The following is a 24,011-nucleotide window of genomic DNA, read 5'->3' as shown; positions in this document are numbered from 1 at the left end:
ATGGGTGGGTAGAAGGCGGGAAATCCTCCTCCGTGCCAGGAAGAAAAAACCTCACAAAAATTCTGATAGTTTTCTGGTATTCAGGTTTTTAGGTGTGTGATTGGATTTGGGAAGAGGAATTTTTCGTTATTTTTTAAAGGGCTGCAGCTGAAATAAACAACGGAAAAGTAATTTTTATACTAAGTTAAATCATATATTAACTCAGCGTTAAACCTAACCCGAAACTTATGCTTACCGGACGTGTCAATGCACCAGAAATAAACACCCGCCACGGTTGGCTGAACACTAGCCGCTCCTACACCCTCCGCGATTTCCGAGGAAAGATTGTGCTGCTGGATTTCTGGACCTTTGGGTGTATTAACTGCCAGCACATTCTGCCGGATCTGAAGCGGCTGGAAAAAGAATACGCCAATGAACTGGTGGTCATTGGCGTGCACTCTGCTAAGTTCGATGCCGAGAAGCGGCAGAATGCCATTCGGCAGGCGATTCTCAAGTTCGGGATTGAGCACCCCGTGGTCAACGACGCCGATTTCGAGGTCTGGAAGCAATATGCCGTAAACGCCTGGCCTACCGTGGCCCTCATTGACCCAGACGGCAAAGTAGTAGGCCAGCGGTCCGGTGAAGGCATCTATGACATCATTAAACCGCACCTGGACGACCTGATAGAGACTTTCTCTGACCGCCTCAACCGCGAGCCCTACGTTTTCCGGCCCGAGACCCTGGAGCCCTCTTCCCTTCGGTTCCCTTCCAAGCTAATCGAGGATGAAGAAGGCTACCTGTACCTGTCTGACAGCGGCAACAACCGCATTCTCAAGCTGGATACCACCGGCAAGGTGCTGGAGATCATCGGCAGCGGACAGGAGGGCTTCACTGATGGTTTCTCTGAGGAAGCTTCTTTCCATGAACCGCACGGCTTGGCCTTGCACGGCCAGTTCCTCTACGTAGCCGATACCCGGAACAACGCTATCCGGAAGGTGGACCTTCTCCATAAGCAGGTGAAAACCGTTGCTGGCACGGGGGAACTGAGCTACTACTTTTTCCATGAGGAGATGGGCGTGGCCGTTAATCCTAACAGCCCCTGGGATCTGGCCATAGAAGGAAACCACCTCTTCATTGCCAGCGCCGGAAACCACCAGATTCTGCGCATGGATTTAGGCTCAGAGCAAGTCTACCGTTTTGCCGGTACCGGTCGGGAGGCCCTCGCCGACGGAAACATCCATGAGGCAGCCTTCAATCAGCCCAGCGGTCTGGCTCTGCAAGGGCGCATGCTCTACGTAGCAGATCCAGAGGCCAGCGCGGTGCGTGCCGTGAACCTGGACAAAGGCACCGTGAAGACACTCATCGGCCGCGGGCTCTTTGAGTTCGGGGATGAGGACGGAGACTTCGATGAAGCATATCTGCAGCACTGCATGGGTATCACCGACCACAACAGAACCCTTTACCTGGCCGATAGCTACAACGGAAAAGTCAAAGAAATAGACCTGGATAAAGAGCGCATCAGAACAATTGTAGCGGGCCTGGAAGAACCCAACGATGTTCTCTTCCACCAAGGCTTCCTCTGGATCACCAACACCAACGCCCACGAGCTCTGGAAAGTGAACCTGAATACCGGCGAACGGGAGATTGTGCTGGTAAACGATCTCCTGCCAGTAGAGAACTAGGCCGCCTTAGCTAAGGGTTAGAACCGGAGATTGCCTTAGGCATCCCAATAAGTTTCCTGTCTTACACCGTTTTTCGCCAGATATGGTCAGAGCGCTTGTTTCTGAGATTCTTCCTCTCCCTGCTGTGATTCCCCTCCTCGAAGGGATAGGAATGGGTAGGCGTTTTTCTGTCTATTTTACAAAATTCGCCTCAAACCACCGTATCTCTGGCGCAAGTCTCTAGGCGCAGACGCTCGCAGGACCTCCGGACGCTGCGAGGTCTTTTGAGCAATCGGTATAGCGCAGGCAGAAACTCCACCTTCTGATTTAGGAAGAGCACCCGTAAAGTGGGGTGGTGAACAACCAACAATCCTTACACTACCAGGCTGATGGGTTGGAGGGATTGTGCTTGCACGCGCTGGGCTTGCTGGATGTGCCGCTGCTGATGCAGAATCAAGAATTCCAGGGCTTCTCCCAACCGCATCTTAAGCAATTTGAAGAACTCCACCGGAATAGCTTTCTGGTTAAGGTCGGCTTTGGCGGCGGAGGCCAACACGCGCAGCAGCTTTTCCTGGTGCTGTAGAAACTCCGTCAACACTTGGGTGGTGAGTTTGCTGTTGTGCGGATTCATGTGCTTCAGGGTCTTGTGTTTCTTCGCGTTGGCGGGGTTCACCAGGTCCAGTGATTTCTTCCCGATCCAGGAGTAGCGCACCGGCTGCGGAGAGAGAGGAGTGGCAGTAGCGTTAATGGCACGTTCCAGGTGCGGCAAATAGAAACGGCTGTAGCGGTTCAGGTGTTCCATGCATTCCAGAACGCTCCAGCCGGTGGCGTGCGGCTTGGAATTGAGAGCGGCGCTGTCCAGGGGCAGGAACTCAGATTGGATAATGCCCTTCTGAGCCTGGGCCTGCTGTTGCAATTGGGAGAGGAAAGTGGCTGTGTCCATGGTCTTTGTCTTTTGGTTTACTCAAAGGTAGAAGCCGCTTCCCCGCCAAACCTTGATCCAAATCAAGAATTACATGATGCGGCTCAGAGTCTCCGGGGTCATGCGCAAATAGGAGGCAATGTACTTCTTGGGCACCAGCTGAAAGATATGCGGGCTTCGGCGCAGCAGCCGTTCCAGGCGCTGCACGGGGTCGGGGAGTTGCAGGTCCACTTCGCGCTCAATCTTGCCTACCAAAGCTTTCTCCAGCTCCATCCGCCAGAATTTCATGAATACTGGCCGTTTTTCCTGAATCTGGTCAAAATCTGTTTTGCTTATCGCCAGTAACTCGCTCCTCCGCAGGGCCTGGATGCAGTATAGAGAAGGCGTCTGCGTCACCAAAGAGGGAAAGGAAGTAATCAGGGTATTGGGGTACGCGAAGCCCACGCAGATGTCTTCCTCCGGGGTGGGCAGATACAGCCGCAGCGCCCCGCTCTCCACAAAATACAGATGCTGCTCCACCTGCCCTTCCCGGATGAGGAAATCGCCGCGGTTTACAGTGTAGCGCTTCTTCCAGAGAGGCAGAAAAGCGTCCACGTCATCGGGGGTGAAAAGCGGAAGCTGATTGAGCAGAGAAGCCAGCATGGGCAGCGGGTTTAGGAGCTATTTTTAGGAAAATAAGCGAAAAACAGACCTAGAACTAATGTTAGGTTTTTTTCTCTTGCGTATACCTAAAGATACTGGTTATCTCTTTTCTTTCACGTAATTTTAAAGGCTAAACCCGCTGGGAAAGCTCTGCTTTATTGAAGAATGAGTTCTTTGCTACGAAAGGCAGAAGGTTTACAGACCAGAAGATACAGACAAGATATGGCGTTACTTTTTAATGATTTCGCGAGTTGGGGACAGCATTGCCAAGCCACGGGAGAACCGTTGTACAAGGCAGTGTTGGCCTATGAGATAGAGCAGAAGGGCCGCACCGAGGAACAGATCTGGGACGGGCTGCAGCGGGCGTACGATGTCATGAAGGATGCCGTGAAGACCGGGCTCACCCAGGATATGACCTCGCGCTCGGGCATGGTGAACAACGGGGCCAAGAAAGTGGCAGCCGCACCGGTAACGGTTCTGTCGCCGGAGTTTCAGCAGCTCATTAGCCGGGCGTTGGGGGCTAAGGAAGTGAACTCGTGCATGGGTCGGGTAGTGGCGGCGCCCACTGCCGGCGCCTCAGGCATCTTGCCAGGTATTTTGACCACCATTCAGGACCTGCACGGGTTGGAAGATCGTAAAATCCACGAGGGCTTGCTGGTGGCCGCCGGTATTGCGCTTATTATAGAAACTAATGCCTCTTTGGCCGGGGCCGTGGGCGGTTGCCAGGCCGAGACTGGTAGCGCAGCAGCCATGGGCGCCGGGGCTATTGTGTATTGCCTGGGCGGTACCGTAGAGCAGGCTTTTGCAGCGGTGGCCATCACCATTCAGTGTATGCTGGGTTTGATTTGTGACCCCGTGGCCGGACTGGTGGAGGTGCCCTGTATTGTGCGCAATGCCAGTGCGGCCGCCATCGCATTTTCCAGTGCCCAGATTGCCATTGCCGGCGTGAACCCGGTCATCCCCGTAGACCAATGCGTCATGGCGCTGGGCGAGGTTGGCCAAAGCATGGAAACCAAGTACAAAGAAACAGCCTTGGGCGGACTGGCCAATACCCCCAGAGGCCGCGAGATTGAGAACCTGGTCCTGGTGCAGGACGTGGAAATCCTTCCGGATGAAGACAGTGAGTGAGTGAGTGAGTGAGTGAGTGACGAATCCCCGTTTAAGGCTGTTTTTAAAAAACGGGGTCCTAAACGGGGATTGGTGTTTTAGCCTTTCGGGAAAGCAATGTAAGGGCAATCCCTTGTCGTTGCCCTTTGTTTGTCAACAAAATCCAGATTGTTGGGAATGACCCAATAAAGGAACATGCATTCCGTCCCCCTTGAAGGCCCGGGATGACAAAGGCGCTTGAAGAACCTACCTGCTCTTGCTACGGAGAAAGGGCAACCACAAGGGATTGCCCCTACGGTTTACAATTGCGCCTCCTGCACCGTCACGATGTTCAGGAACTGTTCATGCTCATCCCAGCTAAGCCGGTAAGGGCTGACTTTATCCTGCGTCATCACCTCAATTCTAATGATTCTTTTGACATCGGCCAGAAACCGGTTTTTGTTGAAGGGCTGTTTGTTCAGGAGGATACGCAGGTGCCGCTGTTCTTGGGGCACCTGGAAGTAGTCCAGCACGTCTTCCAGCTTCAGGAGCGTCTTCTTGTTTTTAAGCTTGATCAGGTACACGCCGCTGCTGGCTGCCGGACCCATAGATGCCAGAACAGCCGAGTCTCGGAATGCTTTCACCACAATAATTTCCTTTGGGTCTACCACCAAAGAAGCATAATCGGTTTCCTGTGAACCCAGCAGCAACAGGGGCTCATACATCTGAACCGATGCCGTTAATCTGGGCATGGGCTTCGCCGGAATAGGTTCCAGATTAGGCAAGGCCTGGCCATAAAGGAACTGGCCCCGGCTCACGGCGGAGAAAAGGACGCCTAACAAGAGAACTGCCAGTGTTTTTCCCATGAAGCTAAGCTACAGCTTTTTATAAAAGAACGCCAGCAACAAGCCTTTTCGTTTATGGAAACCCCAGGTAACTAAGAATTGAGGACCTTAATAGTTTGGAATGTTGCTCACGCTGTTTCTGGTCAGCAACAAGCCCAGCATCATGAGCAGGCTGGAGAGCAGAACCACAAAGAAAAGCACGCTCTCGTTCATACCCACAATGTCATACTGCGGCGGAATGCTGAAGAACAGCAGGATGGTGATCAGGCCTCGGGGCGCAATGAAAAGCTCCGGGATAAGCGGCACCCGGGCAATGTACTGCAGGTAGGCAAAGCGTACCAGCAGGATAATTGAGAAGATGGTGAAGCCCATGACCCAGACATCCAGTTGGAAGAGTTCCTGCAGGTTAATGGAAAACCCGAAGAGCAGGAAGAAGAAAGTCCTGATCACGAAGGCACTCTCCCCGTTGATCTGCTTGAGTTGGATGATCTCCGCCTGGAGCGATGCCAGGCTGATGTACTTAGCCAGCCGGTCTTTGATGAATAGCGCGGCATTGTTCAGCATCAGGCCAAAACACAGCACCATGAGCAGCGAAGACAGGTGGAATTTCTTTCCGATGGAGTACAGCAGGATGAGGATGGCAATAATTAGAAAGAACTTGATGTGGCTCCTGATCTTGTCCACGAAAAACAACAGGAGCAGACAACACACCACGGAGATCAGCAGGATGCTGCCCAGGTCCACCGCCAGGGAAACGAAAGATCCTATTCCCACCTGCTCGTTCTGAATGGCAAAATTAAAGGCCACAATCCCGATGATGTCTGAAAAGGTAGCCTCGTAGACGATAAACTCCTTTTTCTGGGCAGTGAGGTTACTCACGCTGGGGATGGCAATCGCGCTGCTGATCACCGCCAGCGGGATGGCGTTGACAATGGCCACTTGGTAGGGCACTTCCAGCCAGAAATAAATAAACCAGGCAATAAGCGCCGCCGTGATGAGCAGGGTAAGGGTAGCCGTGAGCAGGGTTTTCCGGATGAGGGGGAGTTTATCGCGGCTTAGTTCCAGGTCCAGGGCGCCTTCCAGCACAATGAGAATAAGGCCTATGATGCCAAACAACTCCAGGATGTTGCGCAGACCCGGCAGAGAGACGTTGAAAGAAGAGGCAAGTACCTGAAGGATAATTCCGGTGAAAAGCAGCAGGATGACGGATGGTATCTTTGATCTTTTGGCCATCAGGTCAAAGACATAGGACAGAATAATGAGGCTGCTAAGAATGATCAGAAAGGTATATGCGTCTAATATCATGCCGTGCGGTTAGGTGGAAAAATAATACGAAGGCCTGCTTCTACAGAAAGGAAAACGCACCTTGTATTTGAAAAGTATTGAAATATAGAAGCGGCCAGTAGGGGTAAATGGTTCCTGGCCGGTCTTCTTCTCGCTACTAAGATAGAAATCTCTTTTTACGGGAAAAGTCTTTGCCGGGGTAGGTTCTGGCTTCTTGGACTGATTATCTTTTGATTATTTATGCAGCTTGAATAAAGCTTTATCTGACTTTATGAAACCACTCGCCTCTCTTACCATTGGCTCCAAAAAACTATTCTTCTCTGCTGCAGCCAGCGTGCTGCTAGGCTTCTCCGGTTGCTCTTTGCCTGATATGAAAGTAAGCGAAAGCTTTCAGCAGGAAGCCACCGTCATGCCCGTGGTGGGGCGCTCGGCTTTCAGGTTGTCACTGGGCAAAGAGAAGGGTTTTGGGTTTGGCGCATACCGCTTGGAGGACATCAGCCGGGGCTGGACCCGCCGCACAGATTTAGGTAATTTGATCCAGGTGACTGAGGCTTACCAGAAATACAGTTTCGGGCTGCGCGATACGGTGCAGGGGAAAACGGTGGATGTGCAGGCCGCAGCCATGCTCAACGCCGTCACGGCCCAGGCCTATGGCTGGTCTGCGGACCTGAACAAGCAACGCGAGTTCCTGCAGGTGGCCTTCCGGTCCCCGGAGAGCGGCGATTGGCGCCTGGCCCTGGCAGATCCCGGGAACTTCATGGAGCGGCGTAATTTCACCGGAAAGCTTACCAACGGCACCTATGAGATAGAGGTTTTGCCGCTGTACAGGTGGGAGGGGAAATCCTTGCCCTCTGGCACGGCCCTGGGTTACGAGTTCTCCCGCGATGGCCAGGTCCTGGCCAGTGTGCAGACCGTGAACAACGGCAAAGTGTGGTTCAGGAACACCCTCAGCCCAGATTTGCGGCTGGTGCTGGCCAGTGCCTGCGGCTCGCTGCTCCTCTACAACAAACTTGACGAAAACAATCAATAACCCGCCGGAACCAATCTCATCCCCAGTAAGTTACCGCCACAGATGCGCTTAAAAGGCGCCTGTGGCGGTTTTTATTTATCCTTGATTTATTTAAACCCCGCAGTATCAAAAATCCTTTCGCATCTTCGTTTAACAATTATCTAATCCTAACCTGAGAGGCACTTCCGTGCTTCTGTCTTATATGAGAGATTTCTTTTGGTGGTGTGCCGGGGCCGATGACCACATTCTGTCTCAATGCCCTAAGTCTGAGCACATCAAATTCGGGAGCATAGGCGCTACTGTCTTGTTCACCGGCATATTGGCGGCCCTTTCGGGCGGCTACGCGCTCTACACCGTTTTTGACTCTGTGGTGGCCGCGGCGGCTTTCGGGTTACTGTGGGGGGCTGTGATCTTCAACCTGGACCGCTTCATTGTCTCCACCATCCGCAAGGAGGGTAGGTTTGGCAAGGAGTTCCTGCAGATTCTGCCACGCCTGGTGCTGGCCTTGGTATTAGCGATCGTGATTTCCAAACCGCTGGAGCTGCGCATCTTTCAGAAGGAGATTGACAGCGTGCTGGAGGAGAAAAAGGCCCAATTGGCTTTGGAGCACCAGAAACTCATCAACCAGCAGTTCACCGAGGCTGATTCTGTGCGCAAGGACATTGACCGCATCAAAGCCGAGATAGGAACCAAGTCTGCCCAGCGCGACACGCTCTACGCGCAGATGAGCGCCGAGAGCGACGGTACTGGCGGCACGAAGAAAATCGGCCGCGGCCCGATCTTCCAGGAGAAAAAGGCCCAGTATGACAAAATAGACGCCGAATTGAAGGTGCTGCAGGAGCAGGCTTCCTTGTTGATTGCCCAGCGCCAGCAGCGCATTGACACCCTTGCTGCCCAGCGCGACAAAGCCATTGCCCAGGGAAAAGCCCGCTTTGAGGATTACGGCGGCATCATGGCCCGTATGGAGGCCCTGGAGAAATTGCCGTTCATGCCCAGCTTCTTCATCATGCTGCTGTTTATCTGCCTGGAGACCGCACCCATCTTCACCAAACTGATCTCTAAGCGCGGGCCTTATGACGATCTGCTGCGCGACGTGGAGTCTACCACCGAGCTGGACAGCCTGGAGAAACTGGAACACCGCCGCCGCGAATACGATACCCGCAAAGTCATTGACGAGGCCGGCAAGGAATCCCGCATAGAACACTACAGCCATAACCGCCGCGAGACCGTGAAAGTAGACGCCGACACTGACCTGGAACTGGCCCGCACCAACGCTCACGCCCGCCTCAGAACCGGCAAAGAGAAAATCCGCCGCGAGACAGATAGCTACATGGATGCAATCTAAAGCCTTCCGGAAACTGTAGTATTTAGTTCATTTGAAACGCCAGCGCCGCTTCTGTCATCAGAAGCGGCGCTGGCGTTTTATGGGCGTTTTTAGAAAATCTGTTCTAAAGGGTCGCTGACTGGAAAAGCATTTAAAGCTCGTTTTCCCCAAAGGAGGCTAAAAGCGCTTTACTGTCTCTTGATCAGCTCCGGGTGGTTCGTCATCACGCCATCGGCGCCCATTTGGAAGAGCTTCTGGATGTTCTTAGGATCGTCCTCAGTCCAGATAAAGGTCTTGAAGCCTTGGTTGTGCAGCGAGGTGATAAACGCCTTGGAGGCGAAGAAGCGGTGCATGTTGATGGCGGTAGCTTCTGAGTAGCGGTCAAACCCCCCGAATTTGAGCTCATGGTCAATGAAGACAGGCAGGAACGGGATCTTGCCGATGATCAGCTTTTGCGTGGGAATCACGAAGTCTGTTTTCCAGATGCGGTCCAGGATGGGGTCATAGAAAGACTGCAGCACGCACCATTCCTCGGCACGGTTCTCCCGGATAAGTTGGATGGTCTTTTCCTCCAGGCCAGGGTAATAGTCCTCCTCGCCTTTCTTCAGTTCAATGAGCAGTTTCTTTTTGCCTTTCACCGCGCGCAGGACCTGCGCTAGGGTAGGGATGCGCTCGCCCGCAAAGGCTGAGTCCAGCTTAATGCCGGCGTCCAGTTTCTTCAATTCGGCCAGGGTGAGGTCAGCAACGCGGCCGGTGCCGTTGGTGGTGCGGTCCACGGTGGGGTCATGGATCACCACTACCTCGCCGTCTTTGCTCTGGTGCACGTCTACCTCAATGTAATCGGCCTGGGTTTCCAGGCCTTTCTTTACGGCGGCCAGGGTGTTCTCCGGCGCCAGGCCGGCAGCGCCCCGGTGGGCAATGACCTGCACCTTACGGGCATTTTTCTTCAGCGTGATGCCTGGCTCAGCGTTGCCAGAATCGCCGCAGGCCCAGAGAAAAAACAACAGGAGAGGCAGGATTGCCTGCCTCTTCCACCATTGTATCTTACGGGTACGGGATCTTTCGCTCATAGACGCGCTGGCCTATCTGTAGACTTCAGCGTTGAAAGATAATACAGTTTTCTAATTCAGCCAACGGCCGCAGAAAGCAATTGCCTAATTACAGGATGTCTACCTGGCGGGTAATGCTTTCTTCTAAAGAAATGAAGGTTTCTGTGCGCTCCACACCCTCAATGGCCTGTATTTTCTCGTTCAACACCTCGCGCAGGTGCAGGGTGTCACGGCAGATGATTTTAGCGAACATGCTCCACTGGCCAGTGGTGTAGTGCATCTCAACAATCTCGGGTACTTGCCGCATTGAAGTGACCGCCGTCTGGTACGCTGAGCCTTTCTCCAGGTAGATACCAATAAAGGCGCAGATGTCATAACCTACCGCGTTGGGGTTGATGAAGAGGTGCGATCCTTTGATCACCCCTAAATCTTCCAACTTCTTCATGCGCACGTGTACGGTACCCCCAGAAACTTGTAATTCTTTGGCAATGTCTGTGTAGGCTCTGGTAGCATCTAGCATCAGCATGGAAAGAATTCTTCTGTCAAGATTGTCAATTTCTGAAACTTGGGCCATTTTATAGATCTATTTTTAACAATTCTACAACGAACAATAATCCTTTTTAGGGATGTGCTAAGATACGAAAAATTGTTTTATGGATTTATCAATTTAATCAATAAAATCATATATTTGTTTTAATGAAACAAAAGAAAGGTTAACATATTTATAAAATTTATATGGAAGGCGATTTGGTTGAAGAGCTAGAGGTGAGCCTGGAGGCAACTCTGGCCCAATTGCAGGGCACGGAAACCGTAGACGTGCTCAAGGTGCAGCAAGCCATCATCAGGGCCGCGCACCAGTTCATGTTTGAGCGCGGTTTGGTGCAGGTCATGCCCCTCATGCTCTCGCCCATCACAGATCCTTTGAACCATGGCGTGGTAGATGCATCCATTGCCTATGCCGGTTGCCGCTGGAGCCTGACCAAGTCCATGATCTTCCATAAGCAGTTGGCGCTCTTGAACCCAGCCCTGGAGGCATTGTACATTGTGTCACCTAATGTTCGTTTGGAGTTTGCCGACCGTGCGTTTACGGGCCGCCACCTGTTTGAGTTCACCCAGATAGACTTTGAATTCCGTGATAAAGACGGCGTTTTTGTGCGCTCCTTCATGGAAGACCTGCTCCGTTACCTCTTTGCCGCCGTGCAGCGGGACCTGCCGGAGATCGTCTCCAAGTACCGCCCGCAGGGGTTGTGCCAGATAGGCGAGCTGGAGATCTTTCGGACCGAGGACCTGGAGGCGCAGTACGGCCCCGACTATGAGCACGTCAAATCAAAGGAGGCGCAGCTGCCCTTCTGGCTCCTGAACCACCGCCGCGAGTTCTATGACAAGGAAGACCCCGCCAAGCCGGGCACGTACCTGAACTATGACCTTATCTGGCCCGAGGGTTTTGGCGAAGGATTATCCGGAGCGGAGCGTGAGAACGAGTACGACCAGATCCTGAAACGGATGGAAGAGACCGGCACTGACCAGCAGGCCTTCAAACATTACCTGAAAGTAGCCCAACAAGGCTTGCCGCGCTCTGCCGGCGCCGGGTTTGGGGTAGAACGCATGGCTCGTTTCATTTGCCGCATCAAAGACATCAATGACGTGGCTTTGTTTCCGCGTAGGCCCGGCACACCGGCACTTTTCTAACAAAGTCAGGTATTTACTAGTAAAAAGTAGCGTTTTTAGGCGGTTTTTAGAAAACTCCCTAAAAACGCTTTTCATTTCACCGTAACCTCTCCGATATTGGGGCGCCATTCCTGTTGGGACGGCAGTACGGAAACCAGAGGCTCGGGCATTCTTAGCGGCCCAGCCTCGTTAACTCCTTCTCCATGAGTACGCACAAGCATTTCATCATTGACTTTGACAGTACCTTCACCAAGGTAGAGGCCCTGGACGAACTTTGCGCCATCTGCATCCCAGACCCGGCCCGTCGCCAGAAAGTACTCTCCGAAATCCAGCGCATCACCGACTTGGGCATGGAAGGCGAGATTCCCCTGGTAGACTCCCTGGACCAGCGGTTGGCCCTGCTCAGCGCCAACCGGGAGCACCTGGATACCCTCATCCAACACCTGAAGGGCCAGATCTCAGAGTCATTCAAGCATAACAAAGCTTTCTTTGAGGCCTTCAAAGACGATATCTACATCATCTCCAACGGGTTCAAGGAGTTCATTGTGCCCATTGTGCAGGAACTGGGCGTGAAGCCCGAGAACGTGTTCGCCAACAGCTTCACGTATGACGAGAACGGTAACATTACCGGGTTTGACCGCGCCAATGTACTCACCCAGAACCAGGGTAAGGCCAAGCAGATCAAGAGCCTGAACCTGCCCGGCGAGGTCTACGTCATCGGGGACGGCTATACCGATTATGAGATCAAAGAAGCCGGCATCGCCGATAAATTCTACGCTTTCACCGAGAACGTGAGCCGCGACAGCGTAGTGGGCAAAGCCGACCACGTGACCCCCAGTCTGGATGAGTTCCTGTACGTGAACAAGCTGCCCAGCGCGCTCTCTTACCCCAAGAACCGTATCAAAGTGCTGGTGCTGGAGGGTATCCATGAGCGGGCCATCAATATGTTCCGGCAGGAAGGTTACCAGGTAGAGGTAGTCGCGGGAGCGCTGGAAGAAGACGAGTTGTGCGAGCAGCTGCATGATGTGTCTATTCTTTGTATCCGGTCCAAGACGCAAGTGACGGCCAAAGCCCTGGCGCACGCCCCGCGCCTGATGGCGGTAGGTGCCTTCTGTATAGGAACAAACCAGATTGACCTGCAGACCTGCACTGAGCGCGGCATCATCGTGTTCAACGCGCCTTACAGCAATACCCGCAGCGTGGTGGAGATGGCCATCGGCGAAATCATCATGCTTTCCCGCGGACTGGTGGAGAAAAGCAACCGCCTGCACGAGGGTGAGTGGGACAAATCAGCGAAAGGATCCAATGAGATTCGGGGTAAGAAATTGGGCATCATTGGGTACGGCAACATCGGGTCGCAGCTTTCTGTCTTAGCCGAGAGCCTGGGCATGGAGGTCTATTTTTATGACGTTGTAGACAAGCTGGCCCTGGGCAACGCCAAGGTCTGCCATTCCCTGGCTGAACTGTTGGCCCTGGCGGATATCGTAACCCTGCACGTAGACGGCCGCGCCGCGAACAAGAACATCATCGGGCCGAAGGAGTTTGAGCAGATGAAACCGGGGGTGCTGTTCCTGAACCTGGCTCGCGGCCACGTGGTGGATATTGAGGCCCTGGCCGAAAACATTAAGAGCGGTAAGATCAGGGGTTGTGCCGTGGACGTGTTCCCGTATGAGCCCAAGAACAACCAGGAGAAGTTTGAATCGGCGCTCCGCGGCTTGCCCAACACGTTGCTATCGCCGCACGTGGGCGGTAGCACCGAGGAGGCCCAGGAGAATATTGCGCAGTACGTGCCGTCCAAGATGATTGACTACATCAACACGGGCGGTTCTTACAACAGCGTGAACTTCCCTAACCTGCAGTTGCCGGCCCTGCGCAACGCGCACCGCCTCATCCACATTCACCGCAACGTGCCGGGTATCCTGGCCAAGATCAACAACGCCCTGGCCGAGAACCAGATCAACATCCTGGGCCAGTACCTGAAAACGAACGAGACCATCGGGTACGTGATCACGGATGTGGATACCAAGTACGACCGCTCCGTGATCAAGCAGCTGAAGCAGATCCCGGACACCATCAAATCCCGGACGCTGTACTAGTATCAGGTAGCTCATATCGCGTAGCAAGATGTTCTGGCGTTTTGGGGCTGTTTTTATGAAAACGGATCCAAAGCATCAGCTGAAATAGACATAAAGTACAAGAGCCGTTTTAGAGCTGTTTTTCAGAAAACGGCCTCAAAACGGCTCTTGCATTTAACCTGCTCCATTCTCATTTATAAACCACGGTAGGCGAGAACTATCGTTCAATCCATTCATTCAATCTCTCAATCACCCATTCACTCATTCAAAAATGGCTTCTGTATATTTCACTCCCGGCCCCTCGCAACTGTACCCAACGGTGGCAGGGCATTTGCAAAACGCGTTAGACCAGCAGGTGTTCTCCCAGTCGCACCGCAGCCAGGCGTTCAAAGACCTGTACAAACGCACTGATGAAGGCCTGCGGGCGTTGTTTGGGTTGCCCCATGATTACGCCATTTATTTCACCGGATCGGCCACCGAGATCTGGGAGCGCAGCCTGCAGAGTCTGACTGCTGAGCGCACCTACCACCTGGTGAACGGTTCCTTCTCCAAGAAGTACCTGGACCACGCCAAGTGGCTGGGCCGCGATGCGCAGGTTTTGCAGGTACCATTTGGGCAGGGGTTTGCCATAGACCAGGTGCAGGTGCCCGCCGGTACCGAGTTGCTGGCCATCACCCAGAACGAGACCAGCTCCGGCGTCTGCGTTCCTGTCGCCGACATCCACCTGCTGCGGGAGAGGTACCCAGAACCGTTAATCTCTGTGGATATTGTGTCTGGGGCGCCCTACGCCGCGCTGGACTTCTCCAGAATAGATATGGCGTTTTTATCGGTGCAGAAGGGGTTTGGTTTGCCGGCCGGTCTAGGGGTTTGGATGGTGAACGAGCGCTGCCGCACGAAAGCCGCCCAACTGGAAGGAACGCAGTACACCGGCGGGCACCACAGCATCGCTTCTTTGCAGGACCAGTACCAGCAGTTCCAGACGCCCAGCACGCCCAACGTATTAGACATCTACCTGCTTGCTCATGTGGTGGAAGACATGCTGGCCAAAGGACTGGACGTGATCAGGCAGGAGACGGAGACCAAGGCGCAGCAACTCTACTCATTTCTGGAGGAGAGTCCTCTGTTCTCCCCCTTCGTGCAGGAGAAAGCCCACCGGTCACCCACGGTAATAGTCGCCGATGTGCTGGACAGACCTGCCGCCGAAATTATTTCTATATTAAAAAAAGAAGGAAATATAGTAGGAAGTGGATATGGAGCATTCAAAGATAAACAGATCAGAATAGCCAATTTTCCGGCTATTTCAGGGCAGGAAGTAGAAGATTTAATCCAAATACTAAAACGCCTATAATTGTATGTAAAAAGGAATATGCTGTTTTGGGTATATTTATACTTGGTATAGTGAAACTTTACTTCTAGTTTTGGGTATAGGAAGTATTAAATATAACTAAAACAACAGTATTCCGATGAAGAAATTTTTACTTACGCTTTTGGTTTTCGTTTTCGCAGTTTCTGTTTCTCCTGTGGCCAACGCGGCCACCGATGCCACGCTTGCAGCTGAGTCACTTCCATTCTTCAAAAAGAAGAAAGGTTCTATGGCCAGATACAAGCAGATCAAGCGGAATAATGGGAGTTATATGAAAAAGCGGACTACCGCAAACCGCAAGAAGAAATCTTTCTTCCAGCAAATTGCCTCCCGCTAATAGCTGGCCGTTTGCCTAATACTTCTGGAAAGGCGGGAAACTGCTCGTCTTTGAGGAAATGAAAAATGCCTTCTGAGAACCAGAAGGCATTTTCTTGTTTAGAGGTTTTTGCGTTGTTTTCGCCACATCTCATTGAAAGAAAGCGGGGCGGCCACTAGCGGCTCGCGCCGTTTGCTCCAGGTTTCTTTCTGTACGTGGCCCAACACAAAGTTCTTCACCGAAGCCGGGGCCAGGTTCAGCAACCGGCGGCTCTGCATGCCCTTGGCCCAGAAGCGGAACGCCAGTTTCTCATTCTTATCTACCAAGCCTTCGTCTACGCTTTGCTTGCGGTTGAGCAGGAGCAAATTGTGCAGGTTAATCTTCACCGGGCACACGCTGGTGCAGGCACCGCACAGAGAGCTGGCATAGCTCAGGTGCTTGTGTTCTTCCATGCCCGCCAGGTGCGGCGTAATCACCGATCCGATGGGGCCGCTGTACGTGGTCTCGTAGGTATGGCCGCCGATGTTCTTGTACACCGGGCACACGTTGAGACAAGCCCCGCACCGGATGCAGTTCAGGGCTTCGCGCTGGTCTGGTTGGGCCAGCAGGTTGGTGCGGCCGTTGTCCAGCAGGATCACGTACATTTCCTCAGGGCCGTCTTTCTCGGTGGGCTGGCGCGGTCCGGTCAAGATGGTGTTGTAGATGGTCACGTTCTGCCCGGTACCGCTGGTGCTGAGCAAAGGCCAGAACAGGTCCAGATCCAGCATGGACGGAATCAGCTTCTCTATGCCCACAATGGCGATGTGCGTCTTCGGGAAGGTGGTAGAAAGGCGGGCATTCCCTTCGTTCTCCGTCACGGCAATACCGCCTACGTCCGCGATCAGGAAATTAGCCCCGCTGATGCCTACCTCGGCCTGGGTGTATTTCTCGCGTAGCAGTTTGCGGGCTGTGAGCACCAGCTGTTGGGCGTCATCGGTGCGCGGAATGCCCAATTTCTTAGAAAACAGCTCCGAAATGTCTTTTTTGGACATGTGCATGGCCGGCGTCACAATATGGTACGGGCGCTGCCCGGCCAGCTGCACAATGTATTCGCCCAGGTCGGTCTCCACTGTCTCTACGCCGTTCTTCTCCAGGAAATCGTTCAGGTGGATTTCCTCGGTGCTCATGGACTTGGACTTCACCACCGATTTGGCGCGCTTCCGCTTCATGATGGCCCCGATCTCGCGCAGGGCTTCCTCGGCGTTCTGGGCCCAGATCACTTTTCCGCCGCGTTTGGTGAAATTGTTCTCAAACTCCACCAAGTACTTGTCTAGGTTGTTGATGGTCTGGGTTTTGAGGAAGGAGGCCCGCTCGCGCGCCAGTTCATGGTGCTCATAGGCCATCATGCCGTTCTGCACGGCGGCATTGTACTTGCCTATGTTGAAGCGGATCTTCTGCCGGTGCTCCAGGTCAAAGGCCTTATTCTCCGCGTCCTGCAGAAACTGCTTTAATTTTATGCTCAAGTTATTCTCTCCGGTTAGTCTTTCCGGCCCAGGTGTCTGCCCGGGCCATGATCATGTCTACTTCTCAGTTTTTAAGCCATTTTCAGAAAACAGGCCCAAATAAGAGGGGCAATTACCGCAATGCCTTGTAAAAGAAGCGGTCAAGCTACAAAATTAACGGCGAAAGGGCCAATAAGATATATGTCAAAAGAAAAAGGAGAGGGTTTTCCCTCTCCTTTTTCTTTTGACTAGTCCTGAGTCTAGAGTCTTGAGTTAGGAGTGTTTTTCCAACTTAGAACTTAGAACTCAGGACTAACGCGCAGCGTCGGCGCTTATTTCTTATTGCTGTCCACCTTGATGCGCTCGGTACGGTTAGCCAGGTCCCAGGCGGTGTAGAACACCAGGCGGGCTACTTTCTCGGCGGACGGGAAGTTGATCTTGTCCACGTCATCCGTTGGCTGGTGGTAGTCCTCGTGCACGCCGTTGAAATAGAAGGCAATCGGAATGTTGTGCTTCGCGAAGTTGTAGTGGTCTGAACGGTAGTAGAACCGGTTTGGATCGTTGGGGTCGTTGAAGGTATAGTCCAGATCGATGTTGGTGTAGGTCTTGTTCGCGTTCTCAGAGATGGCGTGCAGCTCAGAGGAAAGCTTGTCAGAGCCTATCACGTAGATGTAGTCGGCTTTGCCTTCGTGCTCTTTATCGGTACGGCCAATCATATCGATATTGAGGTCTGCCACGGTGTTCTCCAGCGGGAAAACAGGATGATCGGTGTAGTACTCTGAGCCCAGCAGGCCTTTCTCCTCGGCGGTAACCGCCAGGAACAGGATGCTGCGGCGCGGACCGTGGCCGTTTTTCTTCGCCTGCGCGAAAGCCTGGGCCAGTTCCATCACCGCCATGGTGCCGGAGCCATCGTCGTTGGCGCCGTTGTACACAACGCCATTCTTGATGCCTTCATGGTCATAGTGCGAGCTGATCACGATGAGTTCGTTTTTCAGGTCAGAGCCTTCCAGGTAACCCAACACGTTCTCCGTGGGGAGCGGCTGGCGGTTACGGGCGGTTTTGATCTTCACGTTCGTAGCTGCTTTGAAAGGCGAGGCTACGGTTTTGCCCGCTTTGGCCACGGATGCACCGTAAGAAGTCAGTTGCTCTGGTTTGGTGTTCAGTAACGCGGCAGCCATAGAAGGCGACACGTAGATGTTAGCAGCGCGAGGCTGGGTAGTGGAAGCTGCAAACCCGATGGAGAAGCGATTCAACATACCGGCGTAACGGGCCGTCTGCTGCTGGAACTCGGCATCAGTGGTACCCATCACCACCAGCACGCTTTTAGCGCCTTTCTTGGTGGCGGCAGTGGCTTTTGTGCGAGTATCCTGTGACCAGGTGCTCATTTTGTCGGTTCCGCTGATGATATATTTGCCGTCTGCTTTTTTAGGCTCACCAGCCAGCACTACTACGGCCTTGCCGGTCACGTCCAGGTTGGTGTAGTCTGAGTACGCAGGGTCATCTATGCCATAGCCGGCAAACACCACCTGAGCAGTTTCCTCATTCTGGTACGGCGATGTGCCCAGCACGAAGAAGTCTTTGCCCATGGTGAATTTCTTTGAACCTACGGTCACGTAGCCTTCGCCCCAGGAGCTTTTCTCCAGGTCAAAGGTTTGGTAATACGGGTTAGAACCGCCTTTCACCGGACCCACCAGGCCGTTGGCCTTGAAGTGGTTGGAGATGAACTCGGCGGCCATTTTCTGCCCTCGCTCGCCGGTCTCGCGGCCTTCCAAAGAATCGGAGGCCAGCACGCGCAGGTATTTCTCCAGGTCGGCGGCGGTGATGGTGTTGGCGTAATCGGTGGGGTTGGCGGCAATGGAACCAGAGGCGGCCGCGGCACTGCTACCCGCGGTAGCGCCCCCAGCGGTAGACGCCGAAGGAGTTTGGGACGAGGAACAAGCCGACAGGAAAGCGGCGGCCATGCCCAACGTGTACAAATGCTTTTTCATTGAGGTTGTTTGTTGTTCTGGTATAAGACCTTAATGCTACTGAATTTTCGGGTAACGAACAAACGATAGCTGTTTTGGGGCCGTTTTTGGGAAAACAGGGCAAAAATGTTGCCTTATTGCTTGCGCTTTTATTTGTGGATCAATACCGTGGCGTAGGCGGCCACCCCTTCTTTCTTGCCTACAAAACCAAGCTGCTCCGTGGTGGTAGCCTTAATGGAGATATCATCCTCCGGAATACCCATCACCTGGGCCAGGCAGGTTTTCATGGCTGGGATGTGTGGGTTCACCTTGGGTTCCTGCAGGCAGACGGTAGAATCAATGTTGCCCACCTCGTAGCCCTTCTCCCGGATGAGTTTCATGACCTCGCGCAGCAGGATCTTGCTGTCTATGCCTTTGTACTTAGGGTCTTTGTCTGAGAAATGAAACCCAATGTCGCGCAGGTTAGCAGCACCCAGCAGGGCGTCGCAGATCACGTGGATCAGGACATCTGCGTCTGAGTGGCCCAAAGCGCCATGCGTGTGGGGTATTTTAATGCCACCAAGCCAGAAATCTAATCCTTCCTGCAACTGGTGCACGTCATAGCCGAAGCCGGTTCTTATGTTAAAGCTCATGAATGAGGTATTGATTGCTTTATTTTGAGATTTTAGATGAGTAAGGCCGCCCCCTTGTTGGTGTTATCACCAACAAGCAGTTTACGCTGGCCTTGCCAATAGCTGCTCCTGCGGTTTGTTGGTGATAACACCAATAAAGGCAGGGTGATAAATTATGTCATCTTGGAAAGATCTTGTGGGCGAACTAGAATAGCTTTTATTAAACCCTACTACCGTTTGCTCACAAGATCCTTTCAGGATGACATAAAAATAAATATAGAGAAAGCAGATTAGTTTGTTTAAGGGCTGATTTTTAAAAATCAGCCCTTAAACAAACTAATCCTGTTCCAAAGCTTCTTCCAACTCCTCTTGCGCCTCGCTGCCGGGAGCGGCTTTGTAGATGAGGGTAGAGCAGTTCTCGGGTCTCAGGATTTCCTGGGCCTGCTGGTAGATGGCCTGTGAGGTGACGGCCTGAACCAGCGCGCCTTCCTCGTTGATGAAGTTAGGGTTGCCCATCAGTTTGCCCACGGCTAGGTTCAGGGCACGGTTCAGGAGCTCAATCTCGGAGAAGACAATGGAGGTTTCGGCTTTGTTTTTCACCTTCTGCAGTTCCTCTTCGCTCACGTGCTCGGCCCTGATCCTGGCCACGATGGTTTCTATGGCGGCGTTGGCGACCTGTGGATCTACGCCCACGTTCAGTTTTCCCTGAACCACGAGCAAGCCCGGGTCCATGGAGCCGGTCACAAACGAGGAGATGGAATTGAACAGCTTCTGCTCTTTCACCAGCTCCTGGTAAAGGCGGGAAGAGTCGCCGTGGCCCAGCACATCGCTCAACAGATCGGCGGCGTAGTAGTCTGGGCTGGTGCGGGCCGGCATGTGGTAGGCTTTGTAGAGCGCGGTGAGGGGCACCTCGGCCTCTACTTCCAGGAAGCGGGCCTCGGTCTGGCGGGGCTCCTGGGGTAGGTTACGCTCGTATTTCACGCCGCCGGGAATAGGCCCAAACCATTTCTCGGTGAGTTCCCTGGCGCGCTCAAAGGTGATGTTGCCGGCCAGTACCAGAATGGCGTTGGCCGGAGAGTAATGCTTCTTAAAAAAGGCCCGCACATCGTCCATGACGGCGTTCTCAATGTGGCTGATCTCTTTCCCGATAGTTGCCCATTTGTAGGGGTGGTGCTGGTAGGCCAGCGGCCGAAGTTTGAGCCAGACATCGCCGTAGGGTTGGTTCAGGTAATTCTGCTTGAACTCCTCTACCACCACTTTGCGCTGCACCTCCAGACCGTTCTCGCTGAATGCCAGATCCAGCATGCGGTCAGACTCCAGCCAGAAGCCGGTCTCAATGTTCTGGGCCGGTACGGTGAGGTAGTAGTTGGTAATATCCGGCGAGGTGAAGGCGTTGTTTTCTCCGCCGGCCAGTTGCAAGGGTTCGTCGTAGTTGGGCACGTTCACTGATCCGCTGAACATCAGGTGCTCAAACAGGTGGGCGAAACCAGTGTGGGTCTCGTCCTCATCGCGGGAACCCACGTTGTAGAGCACGTTCAAAACCGCCAGCGGCGTGGTGGTATCTTCGTGCACAATGCAGCGCAGGCCATTATCTAAAGTGAATTCTTTATACTGAATCATAATCAAAGGTGTCCTCTCTTAATGATAGGGGGAGACAATGTACGAAAGTACGTAAACCCAGTCTGAAAATTAAAGTTGCATCCAAGAAAGAGGGTAGTTAGCGGTAATAGCAGTGAAACACACGTAAATACCTCAGTGTTTCAAGAGGTGGGTTGTTTATTATTGAATTTGAACATATCCATTTTTTTATGTAATTAAATAAGGTTATGTTTAGTAAATATATATATCTAAAATCTATAACTACATTTTATGGAAAACATCTTGTCAACAACAGACCAGGAAGCCCCTGATAACCTTACTGCATCCCATGCCAATGTCTCTGAAGTAATGGACAGATTCCATTCTTCCCTGGCGAATAAACAAGCCACGGAAATGGCTGGTTTGCTTGCAGAAGACGGACACTTTAGTGCTACAGACCCAACGGAGTTGTTTGATAAGCAACAATATTCAGATTACATGGCGCAGGTGCTTGGGGATTCCACAGTGAAAGTTTCCAACCATAAGGTAGACCTCCGGGAAATAAAGATTGATGAGAGCGGTACCTCTGCCACGGTGATTGAACAATTTAAGATGGATACGTTTACGCCCAACATTCCCTGGCGCTTGGTAAGCCATTTGATCAAAGACGGAGACTCCTGGAAAATCAATGTTCTCAGCTTTAACGTGACACCAACTAACGCTCAGTTAGAAGCTATTGTGAATGCGGTGAATTAAGGGTGTAAGACCTAAAATAAATTATTTACCCTCGCTTCTTTCATTTGAGAGGTGCGAGGGTTTTTTATGTGCCTTGGTTTGTCTGTGAAGCAGTTATCTCCAGAGTAAGGCTTTACGGATGCTTATTTGCTCGTTTTGGTTAATGTTCTTCCTGCTTCTTGCAGTCGCGCTAGTTTAGCTGGTAATAGGATGGATAGCTTTTGCGTTCATTTCGTTAAATAAATCAGTTGTCTGGTTTAGCCGCGCAGACCAAACCCAGGTTGAAGGTCGTTTTTAGCATAATTTCCCTAAACTGGCCCCTAAACGGCAAAAGTAAAAATAACCAGGCTACTATTTCGCCCCATCAGGGATTGCCGTAAATTTACGCCTCGCAGAAAACGCGAAAACCATGAAATTCAACCGAAAAGACTATACAGACGACGATCTGCTGCACCTGTACCGGGGCATTCTCAAACCCCGCATGATTGAGGAGAAAATGCTGATTCTGCTGCGCCAGGGCAAGGTGAGCAAGTGGTTCTCGGGCATCGGGCAGGAGGCTATCTCCGTGGGTTCTACTCTGGCTTTGGAGCCCGATGAATACATTCTGCCCCTGCACCGCAACCTGGGCGTTTTCACCTGCCGTGATATTCCGTTGGACCGCCTGTTTGCCCAGTTCCAAGGCAAGAAGACTGGCTTCACCAAAGGCCGCGACCGTTCCTTTCACTTCGGGACGAACGAGCACCACATTGTGGGCATGATCTCGCACCTGGGTCCGCAGTTGGCCGTGGCCGATGGCATTGCCTTAGCTGAGATGCTGGACAAGCGCGAGAAAGTGACCCTGGTGTACAGCGGAGACGGCGGCGCCAGCGAAGGTGATTTCCACGAGGCGCTCAACGTGGCCGCCGTGTGGGGACTGCCTGTCATCTTCATGATCGAGAACAACGGCTATGGTTTGTCTACCCCCAGCAACGAGCAGTTTAAATGCCAGTACTTCATTGACAAAGGCCCGGCCTACGGCATTGACGCGCTGCAGATAGACGGCAACAACGTGCTGGAGGTCTATGACACCGTACGCCAGGCCGCCTACAGCATCAGAAAGAATCCGCGCCCTATGTTGATTGAGGCCATGACCTTCAGAATGCGCGGACACGAAGAGGCCTCTGGCACCAAGTACGTGCCGCAGGAGCTTTTTGAGCGCTGGAGCAAGAAAGACCCGGTAGAGAACTTTGAAAAATACCTGCTGGACGAGAAAGTGCTCACGCCTAAATCGCTGGCGGCAATCAGAGAGGAGTTCCGTGAGGAGATTGAGCGCGGGCTGGAAGTGGCGCACAGCACACCCATGCCTACCCCGGATGTAAAGGAAGAGCTCGCCGATATGTACCAGCCGTTCATCCAGGAGGTGATCAAGCCCAAAGACAGCGCCCGCTCAGAGCGCCGTTTCGTGGATGCCATCTCAGATTCCCTGCGCCAAAGCCTGGAGCGTTACCCCGATCTGGTGATTATGGGTCAGGATATTGCGGAGTACGGAGGGGTTTTCAAAGTGACCGAGGGCTTTGTGGATAAATTCGGGAAAGAGCGCATCCGCAACACGCCTTTGTGTGAATCGGCTATCCTGGGCATCGGATTGGGTATGTCCATTCGGAAGAAAAAGTCAGTGATTGAGATGCAGTTCGCAGATTTCGTGAGCGCTGGTTTCAGTCAGATTGTGAATAACCTGGCCAAAAGCCACTATCGCTGGGGCCAGAACGCCGATGTGGTGGTACGCATGCCTACGGGCGCGGGCGCCGCGGCCGGTCCGTTCCACTCTCAGAGCAACGAGGCTTGGTTTTTCCATACGCCGGGCCTCAAGATTGTGTACCCGTCCACGCCCTATGACGCCAAAGGCCTGCTGAACGCCGCCATTGAAGACCCTAACCCGGTCATGTTCTTTGAGCACAAGCTGCTGTACCGCGCCTTGTCAGAAGCCATCCCGGACGATTACTACACCGTGGAGATCGGGCGGGCCCGCCTGGCGCAGGAAGGCAGCGACTTCTCCATCATCACCTACGGCATGGGCGTGCACTGGGCCAAGCAGCTTCTGAACACCATGCCAGACGTATCCGCTGATATCCTGGACCTGCGTTCGCTGCTGCCTTGGGACAAAGAGGCCGTGCGCCAGACCGTGACCAAAACCGGCCGCGTGATTGTGCTGCACGAAGACACGCTTACCGGAGGCATAGGCGCGGAGATTGCCGCCTGGATTTCGGAGAACTGCTTCACCCAGTTAGACGGGCCGGTGGTGCGCGTGGGTGGCCTGGATACCGCCATTCCGTTTGCGCCGCCGCTGGAGCAGGAATTCCTGCCCGTGAAGCGCCTGCGCGAGAAAGTAGAGGCGTTGCTGAGTTTCTAACCGATCTTAATTTCTGTTTTAGGGCCG

General features: G+C 53.1%; 20 protein-coding genes. 10 read left to right on the top strand and 10 right to left on the bottom strand.

Annotated features, from left to right (window positions below; genetic code table 11):
• Positions 1–227: 227 nt before the first annotated feature.
• Positions 228–1,661, top strand: a complete 1,434-nt coding sequence (locus J3P34_RS15545; RefSeq protein WP_210489583.1) for a thioredoxin-like domain-containing protein — start codon at positions 228–230, stop codon at positions 1,659–1,661.
• 352 nt (positions 1,662–2,013) lie between these two features.
• Here J3P34_RS15545 and J3P34_RS15540 read toward each other — a convergent pair whose 3' ends face one another.
• Together J3P34_RS15540 and J3P34_RS15535 are read right to left on the bottom strand one after the other, a co-directional pair.
• Complete coding sequence (locus tag J3P34_RS15540; RefSeq protein ID WP_210489582.1) at positions 2,014–2,583, bottom strand: DinB family protein; 570 nt, start codon at positions 2,581–2,583, stop codon at positions 2,014–2,016.
• Positions 2,584–2,652: 69 nt separating this feature from the next.
• The gene (locus tag J3P34_RS15535; RefSeq protein ID WP_210489581.1) at positions 2,653–3,204 is read right to left on the bottom strand and encodes a Crp/Fnr family transcriptional regulator; all 552 of its coding nucleotides are present in this window, start codon (positions 3,202–3,204) and stop codon (positions 2,653–2,655) included.
• Positions 3,205–3,426: 222 nt separating this feature from the next.
• Here J3P34_RS15535 and sdaAA point away from each other — a divergent pair, with 222 nt between their 5' ends.
• On the top strand, positions 3,427–4,332 hold the full coding sequence (gene sdaAA / locus J3P34_RS15530) for an L-serine ammonia-lyase, iron-sulfur-dependent, subunit alpha (RefSeq protein ID WP_210462122.1): 906 nt from the start codon (positions 3,427–3,429) through the stop codon (positions 4,330–4,332).
• A gap of 278 nt (positions 4,333–4,610) precedes the next feature.
• Here the strand turns inward: sdaAA and J3P34_RS15525 are convergent, their stop codons facing one another.
• Together J3P34_RS15525 and J3P34_RS15520 are read right to left on the bottom strand one after the other, a co-directional pair.
• A complete protein-coding gene (locus J3P34_RS15525; protein ID WP_210489580.1) occupies positions 4,611–5,156 on the bottom strand; it encodes a hypothetical protein in 546 nt (181 codons plus the stop codon).
• A gap of 87 nt (positions 5,157–5,243) precedes the next feature.
• Complete coding sequence (locus tag J3P34_RS15520; protein WP_210489579.1) at positions 5,244–6,440, bottom strand: cation:proton antiporter domain-containing protein; 1,197 nt, start codon at positions 6,438–6,440, stop codon at positions 5,244–5,246.
• Positions 6,441–6,690: 250 nt separating this feature from the next.
• Between J3P34_RS15520 and J3P34_RS15515 the strand changes: the two genes are divergently transcribed.
• Entirely contained in the window at positions 6,691–7,449 is a 759-nt protein-coding gene (locus J3P34_RS15515) for a hypothetical protein (protein WP_210489578.1), read from the top strand.
• Positions 7,450–7,630: 181 nt separating this feature from the next.
• Complete coding sequence (locus J3P34_RS15510; RefSeq protein WP_210489577.1) at positions 7,631–8,773, top strand: DUF4407 domain-containing protein; 1,143 nt, start codon at positions 7,631–7,633, stop codon at positions 8,771–8,773.
• Positions 8,774–8,940: 167 nt separating this feature from the next.
• Here the strand turns inward: J3P34_RS15510 and J3P34_RS15505 are convergent, their stop codons facing one another.
• Together J3P34_RS15505 and J3P34_RS15500 are read right to left on the bottom strand one after the other, a co-directional pair.
• A complete protein-coding gene (locus J3P34_RS15505; RefSeq protein WP_210489576.1) occupies positions 8,941–9,822 on the bottom strand; it encodes a glycerophosphodiester phosphodiesterase in 882 nt (293 codons plus the stop codon).
• A gap of 88 nt (positions 9,823–9,910) precedes the next feature.
• On the bottom strand, positions 9,911–10,375 hold the full coding sequence (locus J3P34_RS15500; RefSeq protein ID WP_123128412.1) for an Lrp/AsnC ligand binding domain-containing protein: 465 nt from the start codon (positions 10,373–10,375) through the stop codon (positions 9,911–9,913).
• A gap of 161 nt (positions 10,376–10,536) precedes the next feature.
• Here J3P34_RS15500 and J3P34_RS15495 point away from each other — a divergent pair, with 161 nt between their 5' ends.
• The 4 genes from J3P34_RS15495 to J3P34_RS15480 all read left to right on the top strand — a co-directional run bounded on the left by J3P34_RS15495 (position 10,537) and on the right by J3P34_RS15480 (position 15,244).
• On the top strand, positions 10,537–11,490 hold the full coding sequence (locus tag J3P34_RS15495; RefSeq protein WP_210489574.1) for an asparagine synthetase A: 954 nt from the start codon (positions 10,537–10,539) through the stop codon (positions 11,488–11,490).
• Between the two features lie 182 nt (positions 11,491–11,672).
• On the top strand, positions 11,673–13,565 hold the full coding sequence (serA, locus tag J3P34_RS15490) for a phosphoglycerate dehydrogenase (RefSeq protein ID WP_210489573.1): 1,893 nt from the start codon (positions 11,673–11,675) through the stop codon (positions 13,563–13,565).
• A 250-nt stretch (positions 13,566–13,815) separates the two neighbouring features.
• A complete protein-coding gene (locus tag J3P34_RS15485) occupies positions 13,816–14,892 on the top strand; it encodes an aminotransferase class V-fold PLP-dependent enzyme (protein ID WP_210489572.1) in 1,077 nt (358 codons plus the stop codon).
• A 115-nt stretch (positions 14,893–15,007) separates the two neighbouring features.
• Positions 15,008–15,244, top strand: a complete 237-nt coding sequence (locus J3P34_RS15480; RefSeq protein ID WP_210489571.1) for a hypothetical protein — start codon at positions 15,008–15,010, stop codon at positions 15,242–15,244.
• A gap of 98 nt (positions 15,245–15,342) precedes the next feature.
• On the opposite strand, the gene J3P34_RS15475 is transcribed toward J3P34_RS15480, so the two are convergent.
• The 4 genes from J3P34_RS15475 to J3P34_RS15460 all read right to left on the bottom strand — a co-directional run bounded on the left by J3P34_RS15475 (position 15,343) and on the right by J3P34_RS15460 (position 20,902).
• Positions 15,343–16,725, bottom strand: coding sequence for a LutB/LldF family L-lactate oxidation iron-sulfur protein (locus J3P34_RS15475; protein WP_246853747.1), 1,383 nt, complete (start codon positions 16,723–16,725; stop codon positions 15,343–15,345).
• A gap of 311 nt (positions 16,726–17,036) precedes the next feature.
• Positions 17,037–18,692, bottom strand: a complete 1,656-nt coding sequence (locus J3P34_RS15470) for a M28 family peptidase (RefSeq protein ID WP_210489570.1) — start codon at positions 18,690–18,692, stop codon at positions 17,037–17,039.
• Positions 18,693–18,820: 128 nt separating this feature from the next.
• The gene (ispF, locus tag J3P34_RS15465) at positions 18,821–19,303 is read right to left on the bottom strand and encodes a 2-C-methyl-D-erythritol 2,4-cyclodiphosphate synthase (RefSeq protein WP_210489569.1); all 483 of its coding nucleotides are present in this window, start codon (positions 19,301–19,303) and stop codon (positions 18,821–18,823) included.
• Positions 19,304–19,618: 315 nt separating this feature from the next.
• On the bottom strand, positions 19,619–20,902 hold the full coding sequence (locus J3P34_RS15460; RefSeq protein WP_210489568.1) for a M16 family metallopeptidase: 1,284 nt from the start codon (positions 20,900–20,902) through the stop codon (positions 19,619–19,621).
• A gap of 249 nt (positions 20,903–21,151) precedes the next feature.
• Here J3P34_RS15460 and J3P34_RS15455 point away from each other — a divergent pair, with 249 nt between their 5' ends.
• Together J3P34_RS15455 and J3P34_RS15450 are read left to right on the top strand one after the other, a co-directional pair.
• Positions 21,152–21,616: a nuclear transport factor 2 family protein gene (locus J3P34_RS15455; protein ID WP_210489567.1), complete on the top strand. Its 465-nt coding sequence runs from the start codon at positions 21,152–21,154 to the stop codon at positions 21,614–21,616.
• A 388-nt stretch (positions 21,617–22,004) separates the two neighbouring features.
• Positions 22,005–23,984 carry an alpha-ketoacid dehydrogenase subunit alpha/beta gene (locus J3P34_RS15450; protein ID WP_210489566.1) on the top strand — a complete coding sequence of 660 codons (1,980 nt, stop codon included), beginning with the start codon at positions 22,005–22,007 and terminating at the stop codon, positions 23,982–23,984.
• Positions 23,985–24,011 lie beyond the last annotated feature (27 nt).

Origin of the sequence: Rufibacter aurantiacus, from assembly GCF_017916345.1 — a bacterium.
In the GTDB taxonomy this organism is placed as follows: Bacteria; Bacteroidota; Bacteroidia; order Cytophagales; family Hymenobacteraceae; genus Nibribacter; species Nibribacter roseolus.
The sequence above is the reverse complement of the archived record's forward strand: the minus strand, read 5'-3'. Positions and strand labels throughout refer to the sequence as shown.